The organism is Actinoplanes sp. G11-F43 (assembly GCF_050589265.1).
Lineage (GTDB): Bacteria > Actinomycetota > Actinomycetes > Mycobacteriales > Micromonosporaceae > Actinoplanes.
This window is the reverse complement of the sequence record NZ_JBNZCE010000006.1, coordinates 95,712-121,698: the sequence shown is the minus strand read 5'-3', so window position 1 is coordinate 121,698 and position 25,987 is coordinate 95,712. Positions and strand designations below refer to the sequence as shown.

The window sequence follows — 25,987 nt, the reverse complement described above, 5'->3', positions numbered from 1 at the left end:
TTTCAGTGGAGCGAGCGTAGGCGCGGCAGGAGAGCCAGCGCGACAAGCGCAAAACCCGCCGTGACCAGGTAGAGCGTCCGGTAGCCGCCGAGCATGGTGACGATCGGCGCGGCGAGTACCGGGGCGAGCAGCTGGGGCAGTGTTCCGGCGATGTTGGCGACGCCGAGCATGGTGGCCCGGGTTTCCGGATCGGGCAGGACCTGGGTGATGACGGCCATGTCGACGGCGATGTAGGCGCCCCAGCCGATACCGATCAACATCGAGGCCATCAGCGCCACCGGTACGGTCGGGACCAGCGCCATCAGGGTGGTGCCGGCGGCCAGGATGATCGCCCCGGCGGCCACGAAGACCTTCCGCCGTTCCCAGCGGTCGGACAGCATGCCGCCGGCGAAGCCGCAGATGCCGGCGAACAGCACGTTCACCACGGTCAGCACCAGCACCCAGGTCGCCGCGTCGTCGACGCCCACCCGATCCGACAGGTAGTAGAGGAGATAGACCAGGACCAGGGCGTTGACCAGGTTGAGCAGGAACCGGATCACCCAGGCCCAGGCGAACTGCCCACCCGGCCAGCGCAGCCTTGATGAGGGCGATCTGACGATCGCGCTCTCCCGGTTGATGATCAGGATGGTGGCGCCGAGGGCGGGCACCGCCACGGCCACCGCGATATATCCGATGGTCTCGTCACCGGCGGCGACCGCCACCGCGGTGCCGAGGATGACACCGACGATCTGGGCGACGCCGAAGAGCGCCCCGACCGTACCCCGCTGCTGTTCCGGCACCCGGTCGCCGATCATCGCGGCCAGCGCGGCGAGCGGCCCGTTGAGCCCGGCCTGCACCAGGATCCAGCCGGTCACCATGATCGGTGTGGTGTCCGCGGCGGACAGGGTGAGCAGGCCGGCCACACCGACCACGGTGCCGGCCACGAAGATCGGGCGGCGGGAGCCCAGCCGGTCGGACAGGGCTCCCCACAGCGGATTGGCCACCATGGACGCTGCCGCGCCCCAGGCGGTGACCAGGGCGAGCAGCGCTTCTTTACCGCCGTCGCCGGCCAGCCGGGCCGCCTGCTCGGGGAGCAGGATCTGAATCGGCCCGAACCAGCCGGCGGCGACGCCGATCATGGCCAGCGCGTAAGCGGTCATCCACTTCCGGCGGACCGGCGTCAGGGAGACGGTTGTCACCCACGCGCCCTTTCCCACATCACGGTGTACGCCTCAGCACCACTGAGCAGCTGCTTCTTCAGAGCCGGGCCGTCGGTGCCGGCTTGGTTGATCAGGTCGGTGATCCAGTCGGCGTAGAGCCCGTACTGTGCGACGCCGTCGGTGTTGAGGTTGAACGTGCGTGTCCCCATCACCTGCTTGTTCACGGTGGTGCCGTTGGTGGCGGTGAACGGGTAGGTGAGCGGGCTGGACCCGGCGTTGAGGCGGGGGGCGGCCTGCGGGCCCAGCCCGTTCACGTCGGTGCCGACCCCGTACCCGGTGATCTTGGAACCGTTGGCCAGACCGCGATGGGTCCGCCACTCGTCCAGGAACGTCGGGGTGCCCTGGCCGTCGTCGTGGGCGGAGAACGCGTAGCTGGCGACGAAGCCGCCGAGGCCGAGCATCCGGTTGATCAGGGCGGGGTCGGACCAGGTGTGCACCGAGGCGACACCCGGGTAGTTCTGCTGCGCGGCGATGTCGAGGACCGCCGACGCGGTCTTCACCCCCATGTGGTCCAGGTGGATGATCATCCCGCGGTCGATCATCTGATTGATGAGGTACGTGCCCAGCGAGGTCAATCCCCGGGTGTTGCAGATGGGCCCGCTCGGGTAGACCGGAAGGATCGTGCCGGCCGGCAGGTTGACGCCGAGCTGGAGCAGACGAGCGATGTCGTCGTTGACCAGCGGCTGCTCGTTGTCGGACGGCCCGGTGCAGCTGGTCGCCTGCCACCAGTGGCCGGTGGAGATCAGGTTGCCGACGTTGATCGCGGCGCCGGTGACGCCCTCGTCGAAGCGGGTGCCGCCGAACGCGTTGTCGAACTTGTGCACCGGGTACATTCCGCTGACCCCGAGCGCCTGCAGCTCGTCGAGCCCGGCGTCGATGTCGGCGGTGGTGCACTGGGCGACGCCCTTGATCTCCCGGCAGCCGAACAGCTCGCTGTTCTCCACACCGATGGTGACGGCCAGTTTGCCCTGGGCGGCGATGGCCCGTACCTCGGCCGGGGTCTTGGCCAGCCGGAAGAAGCCCTTACCCGGGCCGCCACTGCGGGCGTCGATGTAGTCCTGCATCTTCTGCAGGTAGACGGCCTGCGCGCGGATCTGGTCCATCTCGTCGCAGGAGGTGTGCTCGGGGGTCAGCTCGCAGATCACCCGGTTGGCCACCAGCAGCACGTTGAGCACCCGCTGGCCGGATTTCCAGGCCCGCTCCAGGCTGCGGAAGTACGACGCCTGGTGCAGCAGGGTGTCGTACTGCGGCCAGTCGTTGAAGGTGGGCCAGCCGTCCTCGGCCGAGTCGATCGGGTCGGTGCCGGAGATGATGGCTTCGAGCAGGGCGCCCCAGCCGAGGGTGCCGTGCGAGGCACAGCCCTTGAGCGCGACCGCGACACCGCCGGGGGCGTACGCGTCACCGCAGTGCAGCGCACCGCCGAACGCCTCGCCCGCGGTGATGTGCGCGTGCGCGTCGATCCAGCCGGCCAGCTTGCCGTTGGCGTCGACGCCGGGGGCGGGGGTGCCGCTGACACCGGTGGCGATGTCCGGGACGGCGGCGCATCCGGTGGTCGGCGCGAGCTTGAAGGTGGCCCCGCCGGTGCCGAGCCCACCCAGGTAGGAGCCCATCTGCTGGCCGGTCTCGGTGTTCACGAACTTGTGGCTGGTGCCGTCGGTGGTGATCGTCCAGTCGGCCCGGCCGCCGTATTCGGCGCCGGCCCACACCCAGTTGACCACGCTCTGGTACGGGGGTGCTCCGTCACCGTCGCGGAGCAGGTATCGCCCGAGCTGGGTGGCCTCCAGCCGGAATGGCTCGGCGCCGGCCACAGCGCTCTTGAAGCCGTATCCGACCGAGTCCTTCCAGACATAGCCGAGCGAGGTCGAACCGTTGAAGGCCTGGAGGGTGACGCACGCGCCCTCCAGATTGTGGGCCGGCGTCCAGTTAGCGGCGGCGTTGACGGGCGAGGGAAGCCCACCGACGAGGCCGATCACCAGGACGCCCGCGACCAGCGAACGTGTCACGCGGCACCCCCTTTGGTCGATCACTTGATCCAACAAAGCGGAGTGTAAGAAAGACCACACCTCGGAGACCAGAGGTGGACATGAATATTTTTTCCCTGAGTCAACCTGTGATCTGGTCCGCGTGTCCGGGCACTTGTTACTTGACAGGACTAGCGTGGGGGTCGTGGCGCTTTCCCTGGCGGTTTCCCCGTGCCCCAACGACACCTTCGTTTTCCACGCGCTAGTGCACGGGCTGGTGCCCGGCGCCCCGCCCGTCGACCTGACCTTCGCCGACGTCGACGTCACCAACACGGCCGCCCTCGACGGCCGGTTCGACCTGGTCAAGGTGAGTTACGCGGCTCTGCCCTGGCTGCTCGGCGACTACCAGCTGCTGCACTGCGGGGGCGCGCTCGGCCGGGGCTGCGGCCCGCTCGTGCTGACCCGCGACCGCACCGATCTGAACGGCGCGACGGTCGCCGTCCCCGGCGACCGGACCACCGCCTATCTCCTGTTCCGCCTCTGGGCCGCCGAGCAGAGCCCGGCCCGCATCGAGGTGGTCCCGTTCCACGAGATCATGCCCGGGGTCGCCGACGGCCGCTTCGACGCCGGACTGGTCATCCACGAGGCCCGTTTCACGTACCCCCGGTTCGGCCTGACCGCCCTCGTCGACCTCGGCGAGTGGTGGGAGAGCGACACCGGCCTGCCGATCCCGCTCGGCGCGATCCTCGCCAAACGCGGCACCGTCGACCCTGCCGCCGCCACCGAGTGGATCCGCGAGTCGCTGCGGCACGGCTGGCGCGACCCGGCCGCCAGCCAGGAATTCGTGCTCGCCAACGCGCAGGAGATGGAGCCCGCGGTGGTGAAACAGCACATCGAGCTCTACGTCAACGAGTTCACCCTGGAGCTGGGCGAAGACGGACTCGCCGCCGCCGACGCCCTGTTGGGGCGCGCGGCGGCGGCGGGTTTGACTCCTGCTGTGCCGTCGTTGCTATAAAACCGCTTATCACTCAGATCTCGAACTCGCGGGCGACCGCGTGCACCAGCTGCGCGATCTTCAGCGAGGTCTTCTTGTCTGGGTAGCGACCCCGCTGCAGTTGCGGCTGCACCGAGCTCTCCAAGACCTTGATCATGTCTTCGATCATGCTGGCCAGCTCGTCCGCCGGACGGCGGCGCAACTCGGCCAGGGACGGTGGAGCGTCCAGGAGCTTCACACCCATGGCCTGCGCGCCCTTCCGGCTGTCGACCACGCCGAACTCGACCCGCTGACCCGTTTTCAGTTCCGTGACCCCCGCCGGCAGCGCACCCTTCGGAAGGAAAACGTCTCCGCCCTCGTCACTGGTGACGAATCCGAAGCCCTTCGTAGCGTCGTACCACTTCACTCGACCCGTGGGCACCGCTGACCTCAACTTCACTCAATGGACACAACCGCTCACGCCAAGGCTATCCAGCGGACGGCCCGGACCCAACTGCAATCTCATTGAGGAAAAGCGGGGGAACCGGTCAGATCACCAGGACCGGGACAGCTTTCACGGGTGCCGGCTGGACGCCCGGTAGCTCAGGGTCTCCACCGGAAGAGGGAACGTCTGATCGTCACCGAAGGGGGACGGGGCGGCGGCGCGGTCCGAGATGAGCTCGGAGACGTGCATCTTGCCCTTCATGTCCACTCCGCGCAGCCCGGTCTGCTCGTTCGCCGGCGTCGAGCTTCCGGCCGTCTTGGGCTTCGCCACTTTCGGTCCTCCTCAGATCGAGGTCCGGCCACGCCCGGACCCGACACCATCGTCCCATGAACGTTAGCGTTGAAGACGATGGCCACCACATTCGCCGATCAACTCCGGTCGCTGACCGACGAGGCTCTGGGCGCGCTCATACAGCTGCGCCCCGACCTCGTCGTGCCGGTGCCCGCCGACATCTCGGCCCTCGCCGTACGCGCCCAGTCCCGCAACTCCGTCGCCCGCTGTCTCGACGGCCTCGACGAGTTCACCCTCACCGTCCTCGACGCGGCCCGCCTCAGCCGGGCCGCCGACACCGCCCTGACCTCGGTCGACGCCATCGCCGAACTCGCCGCCACCGACGGTGTGCACGCGGCGATCGACCGCCTGCGCGCCCGGTTCCTGCTGTACGGCCCGGCCGGGGCGCTGCACGTCACCGGCGCCGTCGACGAGGTCACCTCGCCCTACCCGGCCGGGCTCGGCCGGCCCGCCGACTTCCTCGACCCCCGGGCCGCCGCCCTCTGCGCCGACCGCGCCAAACTGCGCCGCACCGTGCTGGCCGCGCCGCCCGGCGCCCGTGCCGTGCTGGACCGGCTGGCCGCCGGTCCCCCGGTCGGGGCGCTCAACCGGGAGTCCGTCGCCGAGCCGGTCCGCTGGCTGGTCGACCAGCACGTGCTGGTGCCCGTCTCGGAGGCCGGCCGGGCCCCCCGGCCGGACGGCGAACTCGTCGAGCTCCCCCGCGAAGTGGGCATGCTGCTGCGCCGCGACACCGGCCCGCTCGGCGTCCTGCGCCCGACCGCGCCCACCCTCGACGGCCCGGCCCGGGACCCGCGGTCCACCGACTCCGCCGGAGCCGGGCAGACCATGGAGGCGGTCCGCGCCACCGAGGCCCTGCTGGAGGCGCTCGCCGTCGAGCCGGCCCCCGTGCTGCGCACCGGCGGGCTCGGCGTCCGCGACCTGAAACGGCTGGCCAAAGCGGCCGGGATCGACGAGGCCGGCGCCGCGCTGCTGATCGAGACGACGTACGCCGCCGGCCTGCTCGGCGAATCCGAGAACGGCACCGGCCCGGACCTGTTCCTGCCCACCGGGGCGTACGACCTGTGGCGCTCCACCGGCATCGCCCACCGCTGGGCCGCCCTGGCCCGCGCCTGGCTCGCCATGACCCGCCAGCCCGGACTCATCGGCCGCCGCGACGAACGGGACCGGCCGATCAACGCCCTCGCCCCCGACGCCGAACGGGCCGGTGCGCCCCAGGCCCGCCGCGAGGCTCTGGCCGTGCTCGCCGATCTCGACCCGGGCACCGCCCCGCCGGTCGACGAACTGCTGGCCCTGCTGGCCTGGCAGGCGCCCCGCCGATCCCGCGGCCGGGAGGCAGCACACCGGGACGCGTGGGCCGGCGCCGCGCTGCTGGGCGTCACCGGGCTCGGTGCCCTCACGTCGTACGCACGCGTGCTCCTGACCGACCCCCGCGACGACGGCGACGATCCGCTCGGCCTGCACCCGGAGGACAGCCACGCCGACGCGGTCCGCGCCCTGGACGACCTGCTGCCCGCCCCCGTCGACCACATCCTGGTGCAGGCCGACCTGACCGTCGTGGTGCCCGGCCCGCCGGAACCCGAACTCGCCGGCGAACTCGACGTGCTCGCCGAACCCGAGTCAGCCGGCGGGGCCAGCGTCTTCCGGGTCACCCCGGCCAGCGTGCGACGTGCCCTCGACGTCGGCTACCAGGCCGCCGACCTGCACGACCTGTTCCGGCGGCGGTCCCGCACCCCGGTGCCGCAGACCCTCACCTACCTGATCGACGACGCCGCCCGGCGGCACGGCGGCCTGCGCAGCGGTTCGGCCGGCTCCTACCTGCGCAGCGACGACGAGGCGCTGCTCGCCGAGGTGGTCGCCGACAAGCGGCTCGGCACCCTGGAGATGCGCCGGATCGCACCGACCGTGCTGGTCAGCCCGCGCCCGGTGACCCGGTTGCTGGGCGCGCTGCGCGAGGCCGGGTACGCCCCGGTCGCCGAGGACGCCGGCGGCGCCACCGTGCTGACCAGGCCGAAGACCCGGCGTGCGCCGACCCGTTCGGCCCGCGTCCCGGAGCCGTCCGCGCCCCTGCTGGCCGGCCCCCGCCTGGCCGGTGTGGTCGAACAACTGCGGCGCGGCGACATCGCCACCCGGGCCGCCCGCCGCGCGCCGGTCACCGTCCGGGCCGCCCACGGCCAGGCGATCCCCGGCCTGACCGCGGTCCAGCAGCACACCCAGGCGATGGCGGTCCTCCAGCAGGCGGTCCGCGACAAGGCCCGAGTCTGGGTCGGCTATGTCGACTCGCACGGCGCGACCCTGTCCCGCCTGGTCCGCCCGGTGTCGCTGAGCGCCGGTTACCTGCGGGCCGAGGACGAGCGGGGCGAGTCCCTGCACACCTTCGCCCTGCACCGCATCACCGCGGCGGTCACCGAAGAGTAGTCCCGGACCTAGTAGCTTGCGACCAGTTGCTCCGTACCACTGGCGCGAGAATATCGAGAGAGCCTTGAAGGAGGTCAACATGCCTGTCGACCTGATCCACGACACCACGTGGGCGCAGGAGCTGCTCGACGAAGGCCACGCGAAGGGCCTGGCCGAGCACAACGCCTGAGCGGCCGACTTTCGACGGGGAGGACCTCCATCATGACCGCACCTGATCCTGCAGCTGAGGCCGCGAAGCGTCTCGCCGCCAGCAATCTCACCGCATTGAGATCGAGCCCGGCGCCACCATCGTCGAGTTCGATCTCGGCGGCAAGCTCAGAGAAATGGGCTTCGGCCCGGCCCGGCTCCGGGGCGGCGGGTGGCGCACCCCCGATAGTGGCGCCACCCGCACCTCGTCGCCTGTTACACGCGCCAGAGCGCGCGCGGGTTGCATGAGATCTGGATCACACGCGCTTCGGTGGCGGGACGAGCCCCCTCTCTACCGACGCGGATGTGGGCGGGACGGTTGTAATCAGAATCCGTGGCACACTTGAGGGTCGACTTTTGGCTCTTCGGAGGGTGTACGCGTGAGCGGCGGACCACTGATCGTGCAGTCGGACAAGACTCTGCTGCTGGAGGTTGATCACCCGGATGCGCAGGCCTGCCGGATGGCGATCGCGCCGTTCGCGGAGCTGGAGCGTTCGCCGGAGCATGTGCACACCTATCGGCTGACGCCGCTCGGGTTGTGGAACAGCCGGGCGGCGGGGCATGACGCGGAGAGCGTGGTCGACGCGCTGATCAAGTTCTCGCGGTACCCGGTTCCGCACGCCCTGCTCGTCGACATCGCCGAGACGATGGACCGGTACGGCCGGCTTCAGCTGGTCAACGACCCGGTGCACGGCCTGGTCCTGCGCGGTCTGGACAGGATCGTGCTGATCGAGGTGGCGAAGTCGAAGAAGCTGGCGGGCATGCTCGGCGCCCGGCTGGACGACGAGACGATCGTGGTGCACGGTTCCGAGCGGGGCCGTCTCAAGCAGGCGCTGCTGAAGCTGGGCTGGCCGGCCGAGGACCTGGCCGGATATGTCGACGGCGAGGCCCACGCCATCGATCTGCGGGAGGACGGCTGGACTCTCCGGTCGTACCAGCAGGAGGCCGTCGATGGTTTCTGGGCCGGCGGGTCCGGCGTGGTGGTGCTGCCCTGTGGCGCGGGGAAGACCCTGGTCGGGGCGGCGGCCATGGCGACGGCGAAGGCGACGACGCTGATCCTGGTGACGAACACGGTGGCCGGCCGGCAGTGGAAGCGGGAGTTGCTGGCGCGGACGACGCTGACCGAGGAGGAGATCGGGGAGTACAGCGGGGAGCGCAAGGAGATCCGCCCGGTCACCATCGCGACGTACCAGGTGCTCACCTCGCGGCGGGGTGGCGCGTTCACCCATCTGGATCTGTTCGGGGCGCGGGACTGGGGCCTGGTCGTCTACGACGAGGTGCACCTGCTGCCGGCGCCGATCTTCCGGTTCACCGCCGATCTGCAGGCGCGGCGGCGGCTGGGGCTGACCGCGACGCTGGTGCGGGAGGACGGCCGGGAGGGGGACGTGTTCTCGCTGATCGGCCCGAAACGCTACGACGCCCCGTGGAAGGACATCGAGGCGCAGGGCTGGATCGCCCCGGCCGAGTGCGTCGAGGTCCGGGTCACCCTGACCGAGGCCGAGCGGATGTCGTACGCGGTGACCGAGGCCGAGGAGCGGTACCGGGCGGCGGCCACCGCCCGGACGAAACTGCCGGTGGTGAAGGCGCTGGTGGACAAGCACCCGGACGAGCAGGTGCTGGTGATCGGCGGGTTCCTGGACCAGTTGCACGAGCTGGGTGAGTTCCTGGACGCCCCGATCGTGCAGGGGTCGACGACGAACAAGGAGCGGGAGCGGCTGTTCGACGCGTTCCGGGACGGTTCGTTGCGCACGCTGGTGTTGTCGAAGGTGGGCAATTTCTCGATCGATCTGCCGGAGGCGGCGGTGGCGATCCAGGTGTCCGGCACGTTCGGGTCGCGGCAGGAGGAGGCGCAGCGTCTGGGCCGGGTGTTGCGCCCGAAGGGGGACGGCCGGCAGGCGCACTTCTACACGGTGGTGTCCCGGGACACGATCGACACCGATTATGCCGCGCACCGTCAGCGTTTCCTGGCCGAACAGGGCTACGCCTACAAGATCGTCGACGCCGACGACGTCCTCGGCCCACCACTCCCCAAGATCGACTGAGTGCCATACTCTCCGCCATGGTCATCACGGGGCGCTTCCAGCACACCTACCAGTCGTTTCGCCGGCTCAGCCTGGCGTCGCTCGGCAAGTCCCGTTTCGGGATGTGGGCCGGCGGCGCCCTGCTGACGCTGGTGGTGGTGACCACCGACCTGGGCCGCGACCAGCCGTGGATGTATGGATTCGCCCCGTTCATGATCGCGGTCCCGGAGCTGGTGGCCTACCTCAGCTGGCGTCAGCAGAAGAAGCTGATCACCGTGCCGGTCGAGTACGAGATCACCGAGACGGCGTTGCACGTCCGTGCGGCCCAGAGCGAGTCCCGGCTCGACTGGGCCGGGCTGACCTGGGTGAAGCGCACCAAGCACGGCTGGCTGCTGAAGACCGGTGCGATGCAGGCGATCCTGCCGCGGGACGCGTTCACCCCGGCCGATCAGGCCACCATCGACGCGTTCCTGGCCGCGGCCCCGGTGCAGGTCAAGTCCTGACCGATCGCCATTGGAGGGACAGCCGGGTGGCGGCGCGTTCGGCGCGGATCTCCAGCAGGTCGCCGAGGATGACCGCGCGGTCGGCGACGATCGGCTGGTCGTCCATGGCGTAGGTGGTGCGCTCGCTGACGAAGACCGCCTCGCCGGCCGCCCGGCCCAGCTGGGTCGCGACCGGTTCGGTGAGCAGGCCGGGGACGATGCGCTCGGAGGCGCGCACGATCGTCACGCCGGTCTCGGCCAGCGCGGTGTAGAGCGAGATCCGCCGGAAGTCCTCGCCGCGCACGTCGGTCGCGTACGGCTGCCGGATCCACGACGTCTGGTGGATCATCGGGCGGCCGCCGAGGAGCCGCACCCGTTCCAGGCGCAGGGCGCGTTCCTCGGTGGACAGGGTGGCCCGGACCTCGGCGGGAGCCTGCCGTACCGCCAGCGACACCACGTCGGTGATCACGTCGTGGCCCTGTTCGCGCAGGTCCTCGACGAAGCTGCGCAGCGTGTCGACCCGGTAGGCAGCCTGCACCGGCGCGACGAACGTGCCCCGGCCGGCCTGCTGCACGATCAGCCCGTCGTCGCGCAACGAGGCCAGGGCCTGCCGCAGGGTCATCAGGGTCACGCCGTACTGGGCGCTGAGTTCGCGTTGCGGGGGCAGCGCCTCGCCGGGCCGGTACAGCCCTGTCCTGATCTTGTCGGTCAGATCAAGGGCGATGCGCCGGTACGCCGGAACCCTGCTCACGGGTGACCACGCTATCGTCCAGCGCGCGCCGGACCGACGCCAGGACGTCCCCGAGCTGTTCCGGTGTGCCGCCGTCGAGGATCCGCCGCATCAGCGCGGCCCCGATCACCACCCCGTCCGCGTACCCGGCCGCGAGGACTGCCTGTTCGGGGGTGGCGATGCCGAAGGCGGACAGCACCGGCCGGTCGGTGAGTTCCCGGATCCGGGCGGCGACCCGTCCGCCGGAGGCGTCGAATCGGGAGCCGGTGGTGCCCATGACCGCGACCGCGTACACGAATCCGCGGGATCTCCGGGCGATCTCGGCGAGCCGGCCGGCGGGCGTGGTCGGGGCGGCCAGCAGGGTCAGGTCGACTCCGGCGGCCTCGGCCGCGGCGGACAGCGCGGATGATTCGTCGACCGGCAGGTCCGGCACGATCAGCCCGTGGATGCCGGCGGCGGCCAGGTCCCGGCAGAACCCCGGATCCTGCAGCACCAGGTTGTAGTAGGTCATCGCGATCAGTGGGACGCCGGTGTCGAGCGCGGCGATTTCGGCGAGCAGGCCGGGGATGGTGACGCCGCGTCGCAGGGCCCGGTCCGAGGCCTCCTGGACGACCGGCCCGTCCAGGATCGGGTCGGAGAACGGCAGTCCGATCTCGATCGCGTCGGCGCCGGCCTGCGCGTACCCGGTCAGGTAGTCGGCCCAATCCTCCCGGATGCCGCCGGTCAGGTAGGGCACCAGCAGCGGTCGCCCCTGGTCCCGGCGTTTGCGGAGATGTTCCTCGACGATCACGACGCCTCCATCAGGGTTGCCATGTCCTTGTCACCACGTCCGGAAAGGGTCACCAGCACGGTCGAGCCGGGTGGCAGTTCCCCGGACTCGGCGGCCCGGATCAGCCAGGCGATCGCGTGGGCGGATTCCAGGGCGGGCAGGATGCCTTCGGTACGGGCGAGCCGCCGCACCGCCGGGATCACCTCGGCGTCGCCGACCACCACGTACCGGGCTCGCCCGCTGTCGTTGAGGTGTGCGTGTTCCGGCCCGATGCCGGGGTAGTCGAGGCCGGGCGCGATCGAGTGCGCCTCGGTGACCTGCCCGTTCTCGTCCTGGAGCAGGTAGGACCGGAAGCCGTGCAGCACTCCGGCCCGCCCGAACGCGACGGCCGCTCCGCCTTCCGCCTCGACCCCGATCAGCTGGGCGCCGGTGCCGGCGAATCCGGCGAAGGTGCCGGCCGCGTTGGAGCCGCCGCCGACGCAGGCGATCACGTAGTCCGGGACCGCGGTGGGCAGTTCGGCGGCACACTGTCGCCGCGCCTCGTCCCCGATGACCCGCTGGAATTCCCGGACCATCCATGGGTACGGGTGCGGGCCCATCACCGAGCCCAGGCAGTAGTGGGCCTCGTCGACGCAGGTCACCCACTGTCGCATCGCCTCGCTGGTGGCGTCCTTGAGGGTGCGGGTGCCGCCGGTGACCGGGACGACCTCGGCGCCGAGCATCCGCATCCGGAACACGTTGAGGGCCTGCCGTTCGATGTCCACCTCGCCCATGAAGACGGTGGCGTCCAGTCCGAGCAGGGCCGCGGCGGTGGCGGTGGCGACGCCGTGCTGGCCGGCACCGGTCTCGGCGAGCAGCCGGGTCTTGCCCATCCGCCGGGCGAGCAGCGCCTGCCCCAGCACGTTATTGATCTTGTGGGAGCCGGTGTGCGCCAGGTCCTCCCGTTTGAGCAGGACGGTGACACCGAGTTCGGCGGAGAGGCGCAGGGCCGGGGTGAGCGCGGTGGGCCGTCCGGCGTGCACGGCGAGCAGCCGGTCCAGGTCGCGACGGAACCCCGGGTCGGACCAGGCGGCCCGGAACTCGCTCTCCACCGCGGCGCAGGCCGGGATCAGCGACTCGGGCACGTAGCGGCCGCCGTACGCCCCGAACCGGCCGCCGTCGGGCTCCCTCATGACACCTCCACTGTTCTAGAACTGAGTTCTAGAACAGTTATACACACACCCTGTGGGCAACCGCCAGAGGGGTAGCGTTCATTCTCCATCCATTGCAACGATTGCAACGAAGTCATTGCGTTGAATTTCCAGCCATTGCAATGATTTCAAGCCATCTAGCTGCTGTTACTCGTACGCAGCGAAAATGTTTTGTTGTTTGATTCGTGAAGGCAACGTAGCGTTTCTGCCATGAGAAACAACGCATCGAAAATCTTCCCGACGTCCGCTCCGATCAACGTTCGGCTCGACATCCCGGCCGGGCGCATCCAGTTCATCGCCGCCGACCGGGCCGACAGCACCGTCGAGGTCCGGCCCGCCAGCAGCTCCAGCAACCAGGACGTGGCCGCCGCCGAACGGGTCCAGGTCGCCCACCAGGACGGCGTGCTGCGGATCGAAGCCGCCCCGGCCGGCAACCGCCTGCTCGGCTCGTCCGGCTCGGTCGAGGTGACGGTCCAGCTGCCGGCCGGCTCACGGGTCGACGCGAAGACCGCGAGCGCCGACATCCGGGGCGTCGGCCGCCTCGGCGACGTCACCGTCGAAAGCGCCCAGGGCACGATCAAGCTGGACGAGACCATCAGCGCGCGGCTGACCCTCCAGGCCGGTGACATCACCGTCGGCCGGCTCGGCGGGCCCGCGGAGATCCGCACCCAGCACGGCGACCTCACCGTCACCGAGGCGGTCACCGGCGCCGTCACGCTGCGCACCGACAAGGGTGACATCACGGTCGGCGCGGTGTCCGGATCGCTGGACGCCGGCACCACGTACGGCCGGATCGACAACGCCCTCCGCAACACCGGCGACAGCGACCTGACCCTCCACGCGACCACCAGCTTCGGCGACATCAGCGCCCGCAGCCTCTGAGGAGATCGAGATGACCGACCTGAACAAAGCCATCGAGGCGTTCGTGGACGCCGGATTCGCCGGCCTGCAGATGCGAGTGAACGACGCGAACAATGAGTGGGTGGGCGCCGCCGGTGCGCCACCGCCCCCGGTCGACGGCCGGTTCTGGGCGGGCAGCGTCGCCAAGACCTTCACCGCCACCGCGGTCCTCCAGCTGGTGGCCGACGGGCTGATCGACCTGGACGCCCCGGTCACCGGGCTGGGCCTGGACGAGCGGATCACCCCGCGGATGCTGCTGCGGCACACCAGCGGGCTGTTCAACTACACCGGCGAGTACTTCCCGGACGGCACGATCGTCACCGGCATCCCGGCCTTCGGCAAGGAATGGGTGGAGCATCGGCTGCGCGGTTACCGGGCGGCGGAGCTGGTCGAACTCGCCCTGTCCAAGCCGGCCCGGTTCGAGCCCGGCACCGACTGGAGCTACTCCAACACCAACTACACCGTCGCCACGCTGCTGATCGAACAGGTCACCGGCCGCACCTTCGGCGAGCAGGTACAACAGCGGATCCTGGACCCGCTCGGCCTGCGCGACACCATGCTGGCCGGCGACGTCACCGATCTGCCCGAGCCGTACGCCTGCGGCTTCTACCGCTACCAGGACGGCGAGGAATGGGTGGTGGCCGACGTCTCCCGGCAGAGCCTGGCCATGATGCCCGGCGCCGGCAGCGCCATCTCCACCACCCGCGACCTGCACGTCTTCTTCGCCGCGCTGAACTCCGGCGAGCTCCTGCCGGCACCCCTGCTGGCCGAGATGCGCGAACCCCACGGACCGATCGGGTACGGCCTGGGCATCTTCGCCCAGCAACTGGCCAACGGAACCACGGTCTACCACCACAACGGCGGCGCCCCCGGCGGTTACGGCGCCCTGATGTACAGCACCCCCGACGGCCGCAAGACCATGACCGCCGGAATCACCATGGGCCACACCCCCAAAGATCCATCCGAATTCTTCCCGGCCGCGTTGGACGCCCTGATCAAGGCAGTCTTCGTCGACTGAAACACCCTCCCGCCAGAGCGACGCACTCGTAATGCGTAGGCAGACGGTTCGATTCCGTCAGATGGCTCGATGAGAAAGCCCAGGTCATGGACCTGGGCTTCTTCATTTGAGCATGATCTACAACGTGCTGGGTGCGGTCTCGAACCGCTGCCCGTAGCCGGTTCGGGCCGCGGCGATCGCCGCGGCGGACTGATAACCGTTCCGCTCCCGGTGATCGCCGCACCGCTGTGCGGCCTACCGCACAGGAGCCTGGTCGCTGGTGTCCGACCTCAAGCCGAGTGCTTTACCGGACCGTCAATTCGTCGGCGTGAACTGTCGGCGGGTCGATGCTTGAACCCATGGGATCGAGATCGAAGAGCACCGCACGAAATCCGCAGCAGTCCCGGTCCGCAGTAGTCCGCATGACCGCCAGAGGTCGGCGTGGGGCACACCAACGCACATCTTCGACCCTTAACGCATTCATCACCAAGGATCAACCGATCGTATGTGGAATTCGTCACATCGAGGGTGACTGATGTCGGTCACTCGACTTTTATGTGCCGATGTATATTCCTGAGTGCCCGATCGACCCCGGCTGGATTTCGGTCTTTTCATCGGGTACCACATTCCTGCCGCACCCGAGACGGAAAACGATTCGGGGAAAAATGCAGTTGATCATCAGGAGTATGCAACGCCTCATCGCGGTGGCCGTCATTTTCGGATCGGGATTGAGCATCGCGTCTTCACCCGCCCTCGCAAATGATCCCCGCACTGTAGGAACCGCGGGAGACGGTTCGCCGATCTGGGCCTCCGAGTCCGATGTTCAGGCTCCCGCAGGCAGCCCGGGCACTGGTGAAGCAGTCGGTGGAGAACAACACGAGCAAAGCTGTCAAGTACACCGTGAAGGCTGATCAGTCAGGGACCACCACCTACGGGGTGTCGGTCGGCGTCGAGGCCGAACTGAAAGCGGGAATCTTCACCAATATCAAAGGATCGATCAACGGCTCCGTCCAGAAGAGCATGACTACGTCCTATGGCTCTCAGGTCGAGACAGAGGTCGAGCCACGCAAGACTCTTACCGTGCAGTACGGCATCTGGCGTGAGAATGTCGCTTGGAAGAGCTACTACATGCGCAAGAATTGCTCCATCACCAAGGAGCAGCATGGTACGGCCTGGGCTCCCTACCAGATCAGGTGGCGTCTTTTCTACTGATTCTCTGAGGTGATCAAGGCTGCGGCAGAGTGATCAGCCCACTCTGCCGCAGCCTGGTCATTTCTTCGACATCGATTCTTTCAAATCGAAAGGAGCCGCCAAGTGGGTATTCATCGGACCGGCGTGTCGATCGCGCTCGCCATCACCTCCATAACCCTAGCTTCCTGCACGAATGGTACGAACCAATCATCCGCACCGGTTCAACCGACGGCCCCGGCAGTAAGCTCTCAACCCGCCACCCCACCGAAAGAGCCTTCCGGTCCAGAAATCCAGCTTCCAACTGGAAGCAAAATCTTGGTCGCCCCCGTATCCGGTTCCGGCGACGTGAAAATCCCTCGATTCAAACATGCCGAACCGGAATACACGATCTATCTCACGTGCCTGGGTGGTGGATCGGTGTCTTTGCGAATGAATGATCGAGCGGCGAAATCGTGGACCTGTGACGGTGTCCCCAATCGGCACATCGTCATCGCGGATGATCCCCATGAAACCGGGTCGCTCACCGTGAAGGATGAGGCGCAGTGGAAGCTGGCGGTCATCGACGGAGCGCCCTAGCACTCGATCCGGCAGCCTCCGGGCAAGCGCCTACCGGGCCGCCCGCGGGATGAGGTCGACGGGACCGGGGACCGCTGGGCCCGGCTGGAGCAGGGCGGCGAGCAGGTCGCCGTGGGTGTCGACCCGGGTCAGGACGGTGTCGGAGGTCAGCTGTTCGGCGGGATGGTCACCGGTGGCCATTGCTGTCACCTCGTCCCAGGTCAGCGGGGCCGATGCGGTCGGGGCGGAGCCGGCCCGCAGGGAGTACGGGGTGACCGTCGTCTTCGCCGCGGCGTTCTGACTCCAGTCGATGAAGACTTTGCCGGGGCGGATCTGTTTGGCCATCTTCGCGGTGATCGAGGCGGGGACCATCGTGGCCAACTCCTCGGCCACCCGGTGGGCGTAGTCCGCGACCACCGTCGACGGCTGGGTGCCGGAGATCGGGCAGCACAACTGCATGCCCTTGCGGCCGGAGGTCTTCGGGTACGCCGCGATGCCGTCGGCGGCCAGCCGGTCGCGCATCAGGACCGCCACCGCGCAGCACTCCCGCAGTCCGGCCGGCGCGCCCGGGTCCAGGTCGACGACCAGCAGGTCCGGGTCGGCGCCGATCCGCCACTGCGGGGTGTGCAGTTCGAGGGCGGCCAGGTTGGCCAGCCAGACCATCGTGGCCAGCTCGTCGACGACCACGAAGTCGATGGTCTCCCGGCTCTTGGTGGAGCCGGGGACGGGCAGGTTCTCCAGGCGTACCCAGGCGGGTGTTCCCCCGGGTTTGTTCTTCTCGAAGAAGTGCGGGGCGTCGACCCCGTCGGGGTAGCGGATCCGGGTCACCGGGCGGCCCGCGAGGTGCGGCAGCATCACCGGGGCGATCCGGGTGTAGTAGTCGATCACCTCGCCCTTGGTGAAGCCGGTCGACGGGTACATCACCTTGTCCAGGTTGGAGATCTCGACCTCGCGGTCCCCGATCGTCACCAGGAGCCGGTCACGAGGCATCGTCGGCACACTCCGCGGCCGGCTTGTCGTCGCGGAGACGCAGGAAGCGGGGGAAACGCAGCCGGAGGTCGGGCGTCTGGTTGCCGTAGCGGATCTCGGCGACCAGCTCCGGGCGTACCCAATGGGCGCCTTTGGCATCCTCTCGGGGCACCGCGCCGGGAGCGAACGGCGAATCGGGGCAGGCGAGCGACCCGAGCCGGGTGAGCAGGTCCCGTTCGGCGGCCGCGCCGATCCCACCGCCGACCCGTCCCCGGAAGGCCAGGCCGCCTGGTGTCGGCACGCCGACCAGCAGGCCGCCGAGTTTGCGCGCGCCGGGCCGCCAGCCGCCGATCACGTAGTCGCCGGTCCGGTCGAATTTGATCTTCAGCCAGTCCGGTGAGCGGCGTCCGGGCAGGTAGACCGAGTCGGAGCGCTTGGCCATCACGCCCTCCAAGTGGTTCTCCCGGGCGGCGGCCTCGGTGGCCGGCCCGTCACCGAAGGACGGCGGCACCATCCAGTGCGTGCCGGCCAGGTCGAGTTCTTCCAGACGTTCGCGCCGGGCCAGGTACGGCAGACCGGTGTAGTCCATCCCGTCGAGGAACAGCAGATCGAAGATCAGGTACGTGACCGGGAGGGTGCCGGCCAGTTTTGCGGCGCGCTGCTTGTCCCGGACGTGCATCCGCTCGGCCAGCGCGCTGAACGACGGCCGGCCGGTGGCGTCCAGCACCACCATCTCGCCGTCGAGCATGGTCCCCTCGGGCAGGTGCATGGCGGCGATCTCCGGGTAGGCGGCGGTCACCACCGCGCCGGAGCGGGCGAACAGATCGGGCGGCCCACCGTCGAATCGGGCGAGCACCCGGACCCCATCCCACTTGAACTCGAAGCTCCAGTCCGGGCCGGCCGGCAACCCTCCCGCGGTGGCGAGCATCGGAGACAGCACACGATCACCATAGGCAAAATCGTTCACCTGACGCAGGTGTCTCAGTGATGCCATTCTGAGGTCATGCGAGCGATCTGGAAGGGCGCTGTCTCATTCGGCTTGGTGTCGATCGCCGTCAAGCTCTATTCGGCGACCGAGGAGAAGGACATCCGCTTCCACCAGGTGCATCGCACCGACGGGGGCCGGATCAAGTACCAGCGCACCTGCTCGGTCGATGGCGAGGTGGTGAGCTACGACGACATCGCCAAGGGGTACGACATCGGTGGCGGTGAAATGGTGATACTCACCGACGAGGATTTCGCCGAACTCCCCCTCAGCACGTCAAGAGCTATTGACGTGCTCGAATTTGTGCCATCTGAGCAAATCGACCCGATCCTGTTCGCCAAGTCGTATTATCTGGAGCCCGAGGGGCAGGCCGCCAAGCCGTACGTGCTGCTGCGTGACGCCCTGCGCGACGCCGAGCGGGTGGCCATCGTCAAGATCGCGATCCGGCAGCGGGAGCAGCTCGCCACTCTGCGGGTCCGCGACGACGTGCTGGTCCTCAACACCATGCTCTGGCCGGACGAGGTGCGCACACCCGAGTTCGGATTCCTCGACGACGACGTCGAGACCCGCCCGGCCGAGCTGGCGATGGCCGCCTCGCTGATCGACTCGATGGCCGGCAGTTTCCAGCCGGAGGACTTCACCGACAACTACCGGACCGCGTTGCAGGAGGTCATCGACGCCAAGGTGGAGGGCCGCGAGGTGGTCCAGGCGGACGAGCCGGAGGAGGCCGCACCGGCGGCCGTCGATCTGATGGCGGCGTTGAAGGCCTCGGTGGAGCGGGCCAAGAAGGCCCGGGAGGAGCCTGCGCCCGCCAAGAAGGCTCCGCGCAAGGCTGCCGCCGCCCCGGCGAAAAAGGCGGCCAAGGCCACGCGCGCCCGGAAATCCGCGTGACTACTCTTCACCCATGGGAGTGGGACATGGGGTGGCGCGATGGCACTGACGTGGGCGGAGTCGTACCTGGGCCGGGTGCGCGCAAGCGTCGGTGACGTCGACACGATCTTCTTCGTCGGGGCCCGCACGGTGGTGCTCGACGAGCAGAACCGGCTGTTGCTGATCCAGCGGTCCGACAACCTGCGCTGGGCGATCCCGGCCGGGGCGATGGAGCTGGGCGAGAGCATGGAGCAGTGCGCGGTCCGCGAGCTGTGGGAGGAGACCGGCCTGCGGGCCACGTCCCTGACGCCGTACGCGTTCTACACCGCCTACACCTACACGAACGAGTATCGGCACACGTACCAGCAGGTTCTGATGTCCTTCGTGGTGCACTCCTGGGAGGGTGAGCTGGTCCGGCAGACCGACGAGAGTGTGGACGCCGGGTTCTTCCCGCTGGACGCGCTGCCGAACGAGTCGTTCATCGTCGACGAGGCTCTGGCCGACCTGGCGAGGTTTCGCGAAACCGGCATCCTGGTCATGAAGTAAGGGTGCACTAAATCTCGGTGCGCGCCCGCGCCGTCTGGTGCAGGATGGCCTTTCGTGACCACGAAACGCCGTCTGCTGGACCTGTCCCCGTTGCGCGACTCGCGGGACTTCCGGCTCGTCTTCATCGGCGGGGTGGCCACCGCGTTCGGCTCGTTCATCAGCTACGTCACCATCCCGTACCAGGTGGCGAAACTGACCGACGACCCGCTGATGGTGGGCCTGATCGGCGTCTGCGAGCTGCTCCCGCTGCTGATCATGGCGTTCGTCGGTGGCGCGCTCGCCGACTACATCGACCGCCGCCTGCTGGTGCGCGGCAGTGAGCTCGCGCTCGCCGCGATCTGCGGCATCCTGCTGATCAACTCGCTCTCCGACGAGCCGCACCTGTGGCTGCTCTATGTGGCGGCGTTCCTCACGGCCGCGGTCGCCGGCCTGCAGCGCCCGGCGCTGGAGGCGATGATCCCCCGGCTGGTCAAACCGGAACAGCTTCCGGCCACCATGTCGGTCCAGTCGCTCGGCATGCAGTTCGCCCAGCTCCTCGGCATGCCGCTGGCCGGTGTGCTGCTCGCCAGCTTCGACCTGGCCTGGGTGTACGCGTTCGACCTGTGCACCTTCGCGGTCTCCCTGCTCTGCCTGACCCTGGTCAAAGCGGTCCCGCCACCGGCCGCGGCCGACCGCCCGTCGCTGAACAGCGTGGTCACCGGCCTGAAGTACGCCAAGTCCCGCCCCGAACTGCTCGGCACCTACCTGGTCGACATCAACGCGATGTTCTTCGGCATGCCGGCCGCGCTCTACCCGTTCCTGGCCGACGACCTGGGCGGCCCCAAGGTGCTGGGCCTGCTCTACGCCGCGCCGGCGGTCGGCTCGCTGATCGCCACGATCGGCTCCGGCTGGACCGCACGGGTGCACCGGCACGGTCTGATGGTGCTGATCGCCTCCGCGCTGTGGGGTGTCGGCATCATCGGCGTCGGCCTGTCCGGCACCCTCTGGCTCACCCTGTTCTGCCTGGCCTTCGCGGGCGCCGCGGACATGGTCTCCGGCCTGTTCCGCATGATCATGTGGAATCAGACGATCCCCGACCATCTTCGCGGGCGGCTGGCCGGCATCGAGATGCTCTCCTACACCACCGGGCCGCTGCTGGGGCAGCTCCGGTCGGGTGCGATGGCGCGCACCGGGCTCGGCATCGGCGGCGCGATCTGGGTCGGCGGGGTGCTCTGCGTGGCCGGCAGTGTGGCGCTCGCCGCCGCCCTGCCCAAGCTGGTCAAATACAACGGCAAGGACGGCATGGCCCTGAAGAGGGCCGCCGACGACGAGTGGAACGCCTCAGCGGCCTCCCGCACTACCTAGATCCGGACCCGCTGGGCTCGCGCAGCGCCGGGGTCAGGGCCAGCGACAGGACCAGCAGCATCGCCACCGCGAGCAGGCCCTTCGACACGGTGACGTGGTCGCCGAGGAAACCGATCAGCGGCGGCCCGCCGAGGAAGGCGCAGTACCCGATGGACGCCACCACCCCGACCCGGGCCGGCGCCTTCACCGGGTCGTCGGCGGCCGCGCTCATCCCGACCGGGAAACCGAGCGAGGCGCCGAGCCCCCAGAGCAGCGCCCCGGCGAACACGATCGGCACGGTCGGCCCGAAGACGAAGACCAGCAGCCCGGCCAGACCGGTGACGGCCAGAATCCGGAGCACCGGTACGCGCCCGTACCTGTCCAGCAGGTTGGGCCCATACCACCGGCCGACCGTCATGGCCGCCAGGAACAGGGCGAACCCGAGCGTGCCGGTGGAAGCCGCGGTGCCGTGGTCGTCGATCAGCGCGATGCTGATCCAGTCGATGCCGGCCCCTTCGGTGAGCGCGAAGGCAAGGACGAAAACACCGATCAGCAGCGTACGGGGTTCGGTCCAGGCGGTCAGTGCGCTGGGCTTGTCCGCCGGGGTCGAGGTGTCGTCGACGTCGTCGGTCACGTACCACCGCACCGCCGGGACCACCGCGGCCACCACCAGGACGCAGGCGATCACCACGTGCACGGTGACCGAGATCCCGATCTTCACCGCGCCCGCGCCGATCAGCGCGCCGGCCACCGTGCCGACGCTGTAGCCGGCGTGGAAGCGCGACATGATCGACCGGCCGAGACGACGCTCCACGACCGCGGCCTGCACGTTCATGGCGACGTCCCAGGCACCGGTGGCGAAGCCGTAGAGGTAGAGGGCGACAACCACCGGAATCACGCCGTACGTGTAACCGATCGCCACCGCGGCCAGCGCCGATCCGAGCACCACAGCGAAGGTGCCGACCACCGCGCGGGAGCCGAACCGGCCGACCAGATGCCCGGCGAGTGGCAGTGACGTCACCGAGCCGGCCGCGATGGCGAGCAGCATCAGGCCGAGCTGGGACGGGGTGAGCCCGAGCTGGTCGCGGATCTGCGGGATGCGTGCCGCGAAGCTGGCCATGGCCACGCCGAGGAAGATGAAGGTGACGTAGACGGATCGGGTGGAGGCCCGCAGACTGGTCTTCTCGACTGTGCTCAAAGGGTGACCCCGGGTAGACGTGAGAGCGTTTTCTCAGTGCACCGTACCCAAGGGCCCGCCGGACACCACCCCGGACCGCGGCCCGGGGTGGTTTTGTCGGACCGATCGCGACGACCGGTTCGGATCAGCTGGAACGCACCTGCCAGGGCGCCCATTGCACCGGGGCCGCGAAGCCCTCCCGCCGGGCGTCCCTGGCCCCGGCCGCGGAGAGTGGCCCCTCCTGATCGGTCTTGACGCCGGCCCCGATCAACCTGGTCTCGAACCAGGACCCACTCAACCCGCGGCGTACGCGTTCCCACAGCCCGCCCTCGATCAGGGCGTCGGTGTGAACTCGCAGCCTCTCGGCCAGGATCTTCGGGTCCTCGTCGCAGGTGTCGCAGGGGCAGGCCGGCAGCGACTCCTCCCACCAGCGGCCCAGTCGCAGCCGCAAGCCGGAGTCGGTGAAGTGGACCGCCATCGGTGCGGCGGTCGGCATGCGAGGGATGAGCCGGACGGTCCGCACGAGCGCTTCGTCGAGCCCGAGCGATTCCTTGGTCTCCCGGCGCTCCACCAGGTAGCGCTCGGAGAGATCGTCCAGCAGGGTGTCAGCCGCCTCGGTCAGGACAGCGAAGCGGTCGGTGTCGGTGGTATCGGGTATGCCGTCCACCCTTGCAGTATGCCGCGCTCGGCCCGCGGCATCCGGATGCTCCGGAGGAAGGTGAGTCATTCGAAACCGAAATCCCCGGCCTTGACTCCGGCCACGAACGCGTCCCACTCCTCTCGGCTGAAGGAGAGGATCGCGCTGCCCGGCACCTTGGAGTCACGGATCAGAACCTGCTCCGCGACCCGGGCCACTTCGACGCAGGTCCCGGTAGAACATCGGCTACTTCTGCGCCAACGCGGCTCTTCCGTCGGTTTGATCATTTGTGTGCACCTCCGTGACGGTTCGAATTCCACGGTAAGCGAATCCGCCAATGTCAACCGGTTGCACACATGAATGAAAAAGAGAAAATGCCGCTTAACTCACTCATTGCGAGTTATGCGGCGACGCCTTATCACTATATAACTGTTATGCGAGTATTTTTGACCTGCCCGCTCTGCAGCAGATTCGATCTCAGAGCGGGCGGGCCGACGACTTAGAAGCGGAACTCTCCCGCGGCCACGCCCTCCACGAAGGCGTCCCACTCATCCTTGGTGAAGGAGAGGGCGGCGACCTCCGGGTTCTTCGAGTCGCGGATCAGGTACTGGTCCTCGACCTTCGCGACCTCGACACAAGTCGACGTTCCACACCGGCTGCTCTTACGCCATGCGGGCACGTTCATCTGTTCCATCAGGGACCTCTCGAAATGAATGTGTGTGGAATGCTATTTCTGGCGCGCCCGGTCAGCGACCGCACGCTCCAGTTCCTTGATCTGCGCCTCGATGAATTGGATCGTGTCCTCCTCATCGGCGGCCTCGTTCCACACCCGGTCGTATCGGGCGTGGTGTTTCGCGGCCGTGTCGTGGTCTTCGATCATCTCGTCGCCGAGCCCGGTCTCCCGGTACAACGCCTCGCCGACGCTCATGCGCAGCAGATCGAAGCTGGCGTTGTTGGTCACCGAGGCGTCCAGCGAGAACGGCACCATCCGGATCCGGACGGTGCCGTCCCGGACGTGTTTCTTCAGGTCACGCAGCTGGTCGGCGAACACCGCCGGGCCGCCGATGGTCCGGCGGAGCACCGACTCGTCGACCATGAGCAGGATCCGCACACCGTCGGGCCGGCCCAGCAGCGCCTCACGGCGGCGCATCCGTGCCTCGACCCGCCTGGTGCGCTGGTCCTCGGTCAGCTCGTCCTCGTACCGGGACATCAGCGCGGTCGCGTAATCGCGCGTCTGCAGGGGGCCCGGAATGTAATAAATGGAGTAGGAGCGGATTTCGGTGGCTTCGCTCTCGTACTCGATGAGTTTACGCAGATCGTCGGTGAGTGTGTCCCGGAATTCCTCAGCCTGATACCACGCCTGCCGCTGGCGGGTGCGGGCAATGCGGGTGGCGGCGAGCAGATCGGTGACGGTGGCGCGGTCCCGGACACCGAGAAAGCCCAGCAGGCTCCGCAGATCATTCGCGGAGATCGTGACGTCCCCGTTCTCGATCCGGATCACCTTGCTGGTCGACCACTCCATTTCCTCGGCGACCTGATTTTGGGTCAGACCGGCCCGCTTCCGCGCCTGCTGAAGCGCGAGACGCACGCGTCGGCGTGCGATCGTCGGCGAGTCGCCCTCGGTCATGAGTCCTTCATCGTCGAAGCGGATGGTGACGGTCGGTGACTAATCCGTGCCAGTCTGCCACCTCGCTGACTGCCAGCTGGCAACCAGCGAGGTCGCGGACATCTTAGTACTGTCCTATCAGAACGACGAGCCCGAGGTGCAGTTTTGCCGCAAGACGCGACGCCACCCGAGAGAGTCTCAGCTCAGGCCGCCGCCAAGCCATAGCCCCAGGGCGTGCGGCGAGTGTCTTCCATAGCTCTGCGTAAGGCCCGGCTCACCTGGTTGAAGACCCGGGGATCGGGCGACGAATAGAGCACGACAGCCGCCCCGCGGTACTGCGCGTGCAGCTCCCAGCGACCCGGCTCGCGCCACATCATGGCTACGGCGGGTATCGCCAGACCGAGGAAGACCAGAACATAGATCGCCGGATCGGGAAGCAGCGCCCAGCCGGCCGCCGAGGCTGCCAGAGCGACCGCCGCGAATGCGGGAGCGTAGGGACGGATTCGGGCCGGGGCCTGCACGAGACCGACGTTGTGCAGATCCGAAATGGCGAAGACCAACGGTGCGGTGCGGGGGTGCCAGACGAACTGATCGTCGGACACCAAGGCGTCAGGCCCGCGATAGTAGATCCGTGTGCGCATGGCGAACTCCTCTTCGCTGTTTCTTGCGAGGAGGGATGGAATGGGGCCACCATTGGCGCGAGAGACCCATACCCGCCTCGCGAGAGCCGCAACGCATGAAGCCGCAGAGGCGGACAACGGCACCCGTTTGCCGCCGGGTGCCGTTGTTTGTCTCTCCCTCCGACTCCGCCCATTGTTGCCCTACAAGCAGTACAGCACGCGACCCAGCAGACCGCCACCACTCAACCTGCCATGTTGCAGATTGCGTAGAAGCTGTGCGACGTTTCATGGGTGGCGCATCGGTGTCCGCCGACGTGTTTGTCCCCGGAAACGACCGGGTAGCCCAACTTCCGATGTCGCAGACAATCTGCGTTTACGCAGGTGGGAAGGCGAAACCTGATGGAAAGCCGATTGAACGTCGCCGGTCAGGCGGTGCAGCCCATCCTGGTGATGTTCCCCCTCGGGCTCTTCGCGATGGCCGTCATGTTCGACATGGCCGACCTGCTCGGCGGGCCTGACATCCTGGGCGCCCTGGCCTACTGGAACATCGTCGCCGGCCTGGTCGGCGGAGTGCTGGTCACCGTGGCCGTCGCCGTCGACGTGATGTTCGCGCGCCGCTCCCGGGACCGCCGCCTCGGCGTGCTCCGCAGCCTCCTCAACGTGGGCGTGCTGGTCATCTTCGCGGTCATCGCGATGCTCCGCGTCCAGGCACCCGATCGGGTGATCGGCGGCGGGGTGTTCCTCATCGAACTGCTGGCCCTGGCCGTCGCCGGATTCGGCGCCTGGTTCAGCGGCGAGGTCGCCAACGGGCGGGCCCCGGCGTTTGCCCGCGCCGCAGCCGGGAACCGGAACTACTGACGGAGAATTCCTCGGTAGCCCGGAAGGGGTA

Annotated in this window: 27 protein-coding genes and 1 tRNA gene; 13 read left to right on the top strand and 15 right to left on the bottom strand. The window is 68.6% G+C overall.

What is annotated here, in order from left to right:
- Nucleotides 1-2: 2 nt before the first annotated feature.
- Nucleotides 3-1,178 carry an MFS transporter gene (locus ACQ0O7_RS07900; protein WP_430781114.1) on the bottom strand — a complete coding sequence of 392 codons (1,176 nt, stop codon included), beginning with the start codon at nucleotides 1,176-1,178 and terminating at the stop codon, nucleotides 3-5.
- A complete protein-coding gene (locus tag ACQ0O7_RS07895; protein WP_430781113.1) occupies nucleotides 1,175-3,202 on the bottom strand; it encodes a hypothetical protein in 2,028 nt (675 codons plus the stop codon). The genes ACQ0O7_RS07900 and ACQ0O7_RS07895 overlap by 4 nt, the downstream gene beginning before the upstream one ends.
- 163 nt (nucleotides 3,203-3,365) lie before the next feature.
- Between ACQ0O7_RS07895 and ACQ0O7_RS07890 the strand changes: the two genes are divergently transcribed.
- Nucleotides 3,366-4,175, top strand: a complete 810-nt coding sequence (locus tag ACQ0O7_RS07890) for a 1,4-dihydroxy-6-naphthoate synthase (RefSeq protein ID WP_430781112.1) — start codon at nucleotides 3,366-3,368, stop codon at nucleotides 4,173-4,175.
- Nucleotides 4,176-4,188: 13 nt separating this feature from the next.
- On the opposite strand, the gene ACQ0O7_RS07885 is transcribed toward ACQ0O7_RS07890, so the two are convergent.
- A complete protein-coding gene (locus ACQ0O7_RS07885) occupies nucleotides 4,189-4,575 on the bottom strand; it encodes a cold-shock protein (protein ID WP_430781110.1) in 387 nt (128 codons plus the stop codon).
- A 132-nt stretch (nucleotides 4,576-4,707) separates the two neighbouring features.
- Nucleotides 4,708-4,908 carry a hypothetical protein gene (locus ACQ0O7_RS07880; protein WP_430781109.1) on the bottom strand — a complete coding sequence of 67 codons (201 nt, stop codon included), beginning with the start codon at nucleotides 4,906-4,908 and terminating at the stop codon, nucleotides 4,708-4,710.
- A 78-nt stretch (nucleotides 4,909-4,986) separates the two neighbouring features.
- On the opposite strand from ACQ0O7_RS07880, the gene ACQ0O7_RS07875 reads away from it, so the two are divergent.
- The 3 genes from ACQ0O7_RS07875 to ACQ0O7_RS07865 all read left to right on the top strand — a co-directional run bounded on the left by ACQ0O7_RS07875 (nucleotide 4,987) and on the right by ACQ0O7_RS07865 (nucleotide 10,054).
- The gene (locus ACQ0O7_RS07875) at nucleotides 4,987-7,344 is read left to right on the top strand and encodes a helicase-associated domain-containing protein (protein ID WP_430781108.1); all 2,358 of its coding nucleotides are present in this window, start codon (nucleotides 4,987-4,989) and stop codon (nucleotides 7,342-7,344) included.
- A gap of 566 nt (nucleotides 7,345-7,910) precedes the next feature.
- Nucleotides 7,911-9,572 (top strand): DNA repair helicase XPB, encoded by a 1,662-nt coding sequence (locus tag ACQ0O7_RS07870; protein ID WP_430781106.1) that lies wholly within the window; start codon nucleotides 7,911-7,913, stop codon nucleotides 9,570-9,572.
- Nucleotides 9,573-9,589: 17 nt separating this feature from the next.
- Nucleotides 9,590-10,054: a YcxB family protein gene (locus tag ACQ0O7_RS07865; RefSeq protein ID WP_430781105.1), complete on the top strand. Its 465-nt coding sequence runs from the start codon at nucleotides 9,590-9,592 to the stop codon at nucleotides 10,052-10,054.
- Here the strand turns inward: ACQ0O7_RS07865 and ACQ0O7_RS07860 are convergent.
- Genes ACQ0O7_RS07860 through trpB form a run of 3 tightly spaced genes read right to left on the bottom strand, consistent with a single transcriptional unit; the run spans nucleotide 10,044 to nucleotide 12,704 of the window.
- Complete coding sequence (locus tag ACQ0O7_RS07860) at nucleotides 10,044-10,784, bottom strand: GntR family transcriptional regulator (protein WP_430781104.1); 741 nt, start codon at nucleotides 10,782-10,784, stop codon at nucleotides 10,044-10,046. The two genes, ACQ0O7_RS07865 and ACQ0O7_RS07860, sit on opposite strands and share 11 nt — an antisense overlap.
- Complete coding sequence (trpA, locus tag ACQ0O7_RS07855) at nucleotides 10,747-11,553, bottom strand: tryptophan synthase subunit alpha (RefSeq protein ID WP_430781103.1); 807 nt, start codon at nucleotides 11,551-11,553, stop codon at nucleotides 10,747-10,749. Before trpA ends, ACQ0O7_RS07860 begins: the two co-directional genes overlap by 38 nt.
- Complete coding sequence (gene trpB / locus ACQ0O7_RS07850) at nucleotides 11,550-12,704, bottom strand: tryptophan synthase subunit beta (RefSeq protein ID WP_430781102.1); 1,155 nt, start codon at nucleotides 12,702-12,704, stop codon at nucleotides 11,550-11,552. Before trpB ends, trpA begins: the two co-directional genes overlap by 4 nt.
- Before the next feature lie 228 nt (nucleotides 12,705-12,932).
- Between trpB and ACQ0O7_RS07845 the strand changes: the two genes are divergently transcribed.
- The 5 genes from ACQ0O7_RS07845 (at nucleotide 12,933) to ACQ0O7_RS07825 (ending at nucleotide 16,386) form a co-directional block, all read left to right on the top strand.
- A complete protein-coding gene (locus ACQ0O7_RS07845) occupies nucleotides 12,933-13,604 on the top strand; it encodes a DUF4097 family beta strand repeat-containing protein (protein ID WP_430781101.1) in 672 nt (223 codons plus the stop codon).
- Nucleotides 13,605-13,614: 10 nt separating this feature from the next.
- Nucleotides 13,615-14,640, top strand: coding sequence for a serine hydrolase domain-containing protein (locus ACQ0O7_RS07840; RefSeq protein WP_430781100.1), 1,026 nt, complete (start codon nucleotides 13,615-13,617; stop codon nucleotides 14,638-14,640).
- A tRNA-Thr gene (locus ACQ0O7_RS07835) sits at nucleotides 14,623-14,707 on the top strand. The genes ACQ0O7_RS07840 and ACQ0O7_RS07835 overlap by 18 nt, the downstream gene beginning before the upstream one ends.
- Nucleotides 14,708-15,471: 764 nt before the next feature.
- A complete protein-coding gene (locus ACQ0O7_RS07830) occupies nucleotides 15,472-15,831 on the top strand; it encodes a hypothetical protein (protein ID WP_430781099.1) in 360 nt (119 codons plus the stop codon).
- A gap of 102 nt (nucleotides 15,832-15,933) precedes the next feature.
- Complete coding sequence (locus ACQ0O7_RS07825; RefSeq protein WP_430781098.1) at nucleotides 15,934-16,386, top strand: hypothetical protein; 453 nt, start codon at nucleotides 15,934-15,936, stop codon at nucleotides 16,384-16,386.
- Nucleotides 16,387-16,416: 30 nt separating this feature from the next.
- On the opposite strand, the gene ligD (ACQ0O7_RS07820) is transcribed toward ACQ0O7_RS07825, so the two are convergent.
- Together ligD (ACQ0O7_RS07820) and ligD (ACQ0O7_RS07815) are read right to left on the bottom strand one after the other, a co-directional pair.
- Nucleotides 16,417-17,355: a non-homologous end-joining DNA ligase gene (gene ligD / locus ACQ0O7_RS07820; RefSeq protein ID WP_430781097.1), complete on the bottom strand. Its 939-nt coding sequence runs from the start codon at nucleotides 17,353-17,355 to the stop codon at nucleotides 16,417-16,419.
- Nucleotides 17,345-18,262 carry a non-homologous end-joining DNA ligase gene (ligD, locus tag ACQ0O7_RS07815; RefSeq protein ID WP_430781220.1) on the bottom strand — a complete coding sequence of 306 codons (918 nt, stop codon included), beginning with the start codon at nucleotides 18,260-18,262 and terminating at the stop codon, nucleotides 17,345-17,347. The genes ligD (ACQ0O7_RS07820) and ligD (ACQ0O7_RS07815) overlap by 11 nt, the downstream gene beginning before the upstream one ends.
- 75 nt (nucleotides 18,263-18,337) lie before the next feature.
- On the opposite strand from ligD (ACQ0O7_RS07815), the gene ACQ0O7_RS07810 reads away from it, so the two are divergent.
- The 3 genes from ACQ0O7_RS07810 to ACQ0O7_RS07800 are packed head-to-tail and all read left to right on the top strand — an operon-like array spanning nucleotide 18,338 to nucleotide 21,079.
- The gene (locus tag ACQ0O7_RS07810) at nucleotides 18,338-19,210 is read left to right on the top strand and encodes a Ku protein (protein ID WP_430781096.1); all 873 of its coding nucleotides are present in this window, start codon (nucleotides 18,338-18,340) and stop codon (nucleotides 19,208-19,210) included.
- A gap of 39 nt (nucleotides 19,211-19,249) precedes the next feature.
- Nucleotides 19,250-19,735: an NUDIX domain-containing protein gene (locus ACQ0O7_RS07805; protein ID WP_430781095.1), complete on the top strand. Its 486-nt coding sequence runs from the start codon at nucleotides 19,250-19,252 to the stop codon at nucleotides 19,733-19,735.
- Between the two features lie 54 nt (nucleotides 19,736-19,789).
- Nucleotides 19,790-21,079: an MFS transporter gene (locus ACQ0O7_RS07800; RefSeq protein WP_430781094.1), complete on the top strand. Its 1,290-nt coding sequence runs from the start codon at nucleotides 19,790-19,792 to the stop codon at nucleotides 21,077-21,079.
- On the opposite strand, the gene ACQ0O7_RS07795 is transcribed toward ACQ0O7_RS07800, so the two are convergent.
- From ACQ0O7_RS07795 to ACQ0O7_RS07770, 6 genes are all read right to left on the bottom strand, one after another.
- The gene (locus ACQ0O7_RS07795; RefSeq protein WP_430781093.1) at nucleotides 21,072-22,256 is read right to left on the bottom strand and encodes an MFS transporter; all 1,185 of its coding nucleotides are present in this window, start codon (nucleotides 22,254-22,256) and stop codon (nucleotides 21,072-21,074) included. The two genes, ACQ0O7_RS07800 and ACQ0O7_RS07795, sit on opposite strands and share 8 nt — an antisense overlap.
- A 124-nt stretch (nucleotides 22,257-22,380) precedes the next feature.
- On the bottom strand, nucleotides 22,381-22,902 hold the full coding sequence (locus tag ACQ0O7_RS07790) for a DUF6226 family protein (protein ID WP_430781092.1): 522 nt from the start codon (nucleotides 22,900-22,902) through the stop codon (nucleotides 22,381-22,383).
- Nucleotides 22,903-22,958: 56 nt separating this feature from the next.
- Nucleotides 22,959-23,159: a DUF397 domain-containing protein gene (locus tag ACQ0O7_RS07785; RefSeq protein ID WP_430781091.1), complete on the bottom strand. Its 201-nt coding sequence runs from the start codon at nucleotides 23,157-23,159 to the stop codon at nucleotides 22,959-22,961.
- Between the two features lie 212 nt (nucleotides 23,160-23,371).
- On the bottom strand, nucleotides 23,372-23,566 hold the full coding sequence (locus ACQ0O7_RS07780; RefSeq protein WP_430781090.1) for a DUF397 domain-containing protein: 195 nt from the start codon (nucleotides 23,564-23,566) through the stop codon (nucleotides 23,372-23,374).
- A 33-nt stretch (nucleotides 23,567-23,599) separates the two neighbouring features.
- Nucleotides 23,600-24,460: a helix-turn-helix domain-containing protein gene (locus tag ACQ0O7_RS07775; protein WP_430781089.1), complete on the bottom strand. Its 861-nt coding sequence runs from the start codon at nucleotides 24,458-24,460 to the stop codon at nucleotides 23,600-23,602.
- A 221-nt stretch (nucleotides 24,461-24,681) separates the two neighbouring features.
- A complete protein-coding gene (locus ACQ0O7_RS07770; protein ID WP_430781088.1) occupies nucleotides 24,682-25,119 on the bottom strand; it encodes a DUF6232 family protein in 438 nt (145 codons plus the stop codon).
- 378 nt (nucleotides 25,120-25,497) lie between these two features.
- Between ACQ0O7_RS07770 and ACQ0O7_RS07765 the strand changes: the two genes are divergently transcribed.
- Nucleotides 25,498-25,956: a DUF2231 domain-containing protein gene (locus tag ACQ0O7_RS07765; RefSeq protein ID WP_430781087.1), complete on the top strand. Its 459-nt coding sequence runs from the start codon at nucleotides 25,498-25,500 to the stop codon at nucleotides 25,954-25,956.
- The last annotated feature ends 31 nt before the right edge of the window (nucleotides 25,957-25,987 follow it).

Bases quoted from the DNA above. Each gene is read 5' to 3' on its own strand.
- ACQ0O7_RS07875 (WP_430781108.1), top strand. From the start codon at position 4,987: ATGGCCACCACATTCGCCGATCAACTCCGGTCGCTGACCGACGAGGCT.
- ACQ0O7_RS07865 (WP_430781105.1), top strand. From the start codon at position 9,590: ATGGTCATCACGGGGCGCTTCCAGCACACCTACCAGTCGTTTCGCCGG.
- trpB (WP_430781102.1), bottom strand. From the start codon at position 12,704: ATGAGGGAGCCCGACGGCGGCCGGTTCGGGGCGTACGGCGGCCGCTAC.
- ACQ0O7_RS07845 (WP_430781101.1), top strand. From the start codon at position 12,933: ATGAGAAACAACGCATCGAAAATCTTCCCGACGTCCGCTCCGATCAAC.
- ACQ0O7_RS07840 (WP_430781100.1), top strand. From the start codon at position 13,615: ATGACCGACCTGAACAAAGCCATCGAGGCGTTCGTGGACGCCGGATTC.
- ligD (WP_430781097.1), bottom strand. From the start codon at position 17,355: ATGCCTCGTGACCGGCTCCTGGTGACGATCGGGGACCGCGAGGTCGAG.
- ligD (WP_430781220.1), bottom strand. From the start codon at position 18,262: ATGCTCGCCACCGCGGGAGGGTTGCCGGCCGGCCCGGACTGGAGCTTC.
- ACQ0O7_RS07810 (WP_430781096.1), top strand. From the start codon at position 18,338: ATGCGAGCGATCTGGAAGGGCGCTGTCTCATTCGGCTTGGTGTCGATC.
- ACQ0O7_RS07805 (WP_430781095.1), top strand. From the start codon at position 19,250: ATGGCACTGACGTGGGCGGAGTCGTACCTGGGCCGGGTGCGCGCAAGC.
- ACQ0O7_RS07785 (WP_430781091.1), bottom strand. From the start codon at position 23,159: ATGATCAAACCGACGGAAGAGCCGCGTTGGCGCAGAAGTAGCCGATGT.
- ACQ0O7_RS07780 (WP_430781090.1), bottom strand. From the start codon at position 23,566: ATGGAACAGATGAACGTGCCCGCATGGCGTAAGAGCAGCCGGTGTGGA.
- ACQ0O7_RS07770 (WP_430781088.1), bottom strand. From the start codon at position 25,119: ATGCGCACACGGATCTACTATCGCGGGCCTGACGCCTTGGTGTCCGAC.
- ACQ0O7_RS07765 (WP_430781087.1), top strand. From the start codon at position 25,498: ATGGAAAGCCGATTGAACGTCGCCGGTCAGGCGGTGCAGCCCATCCTG.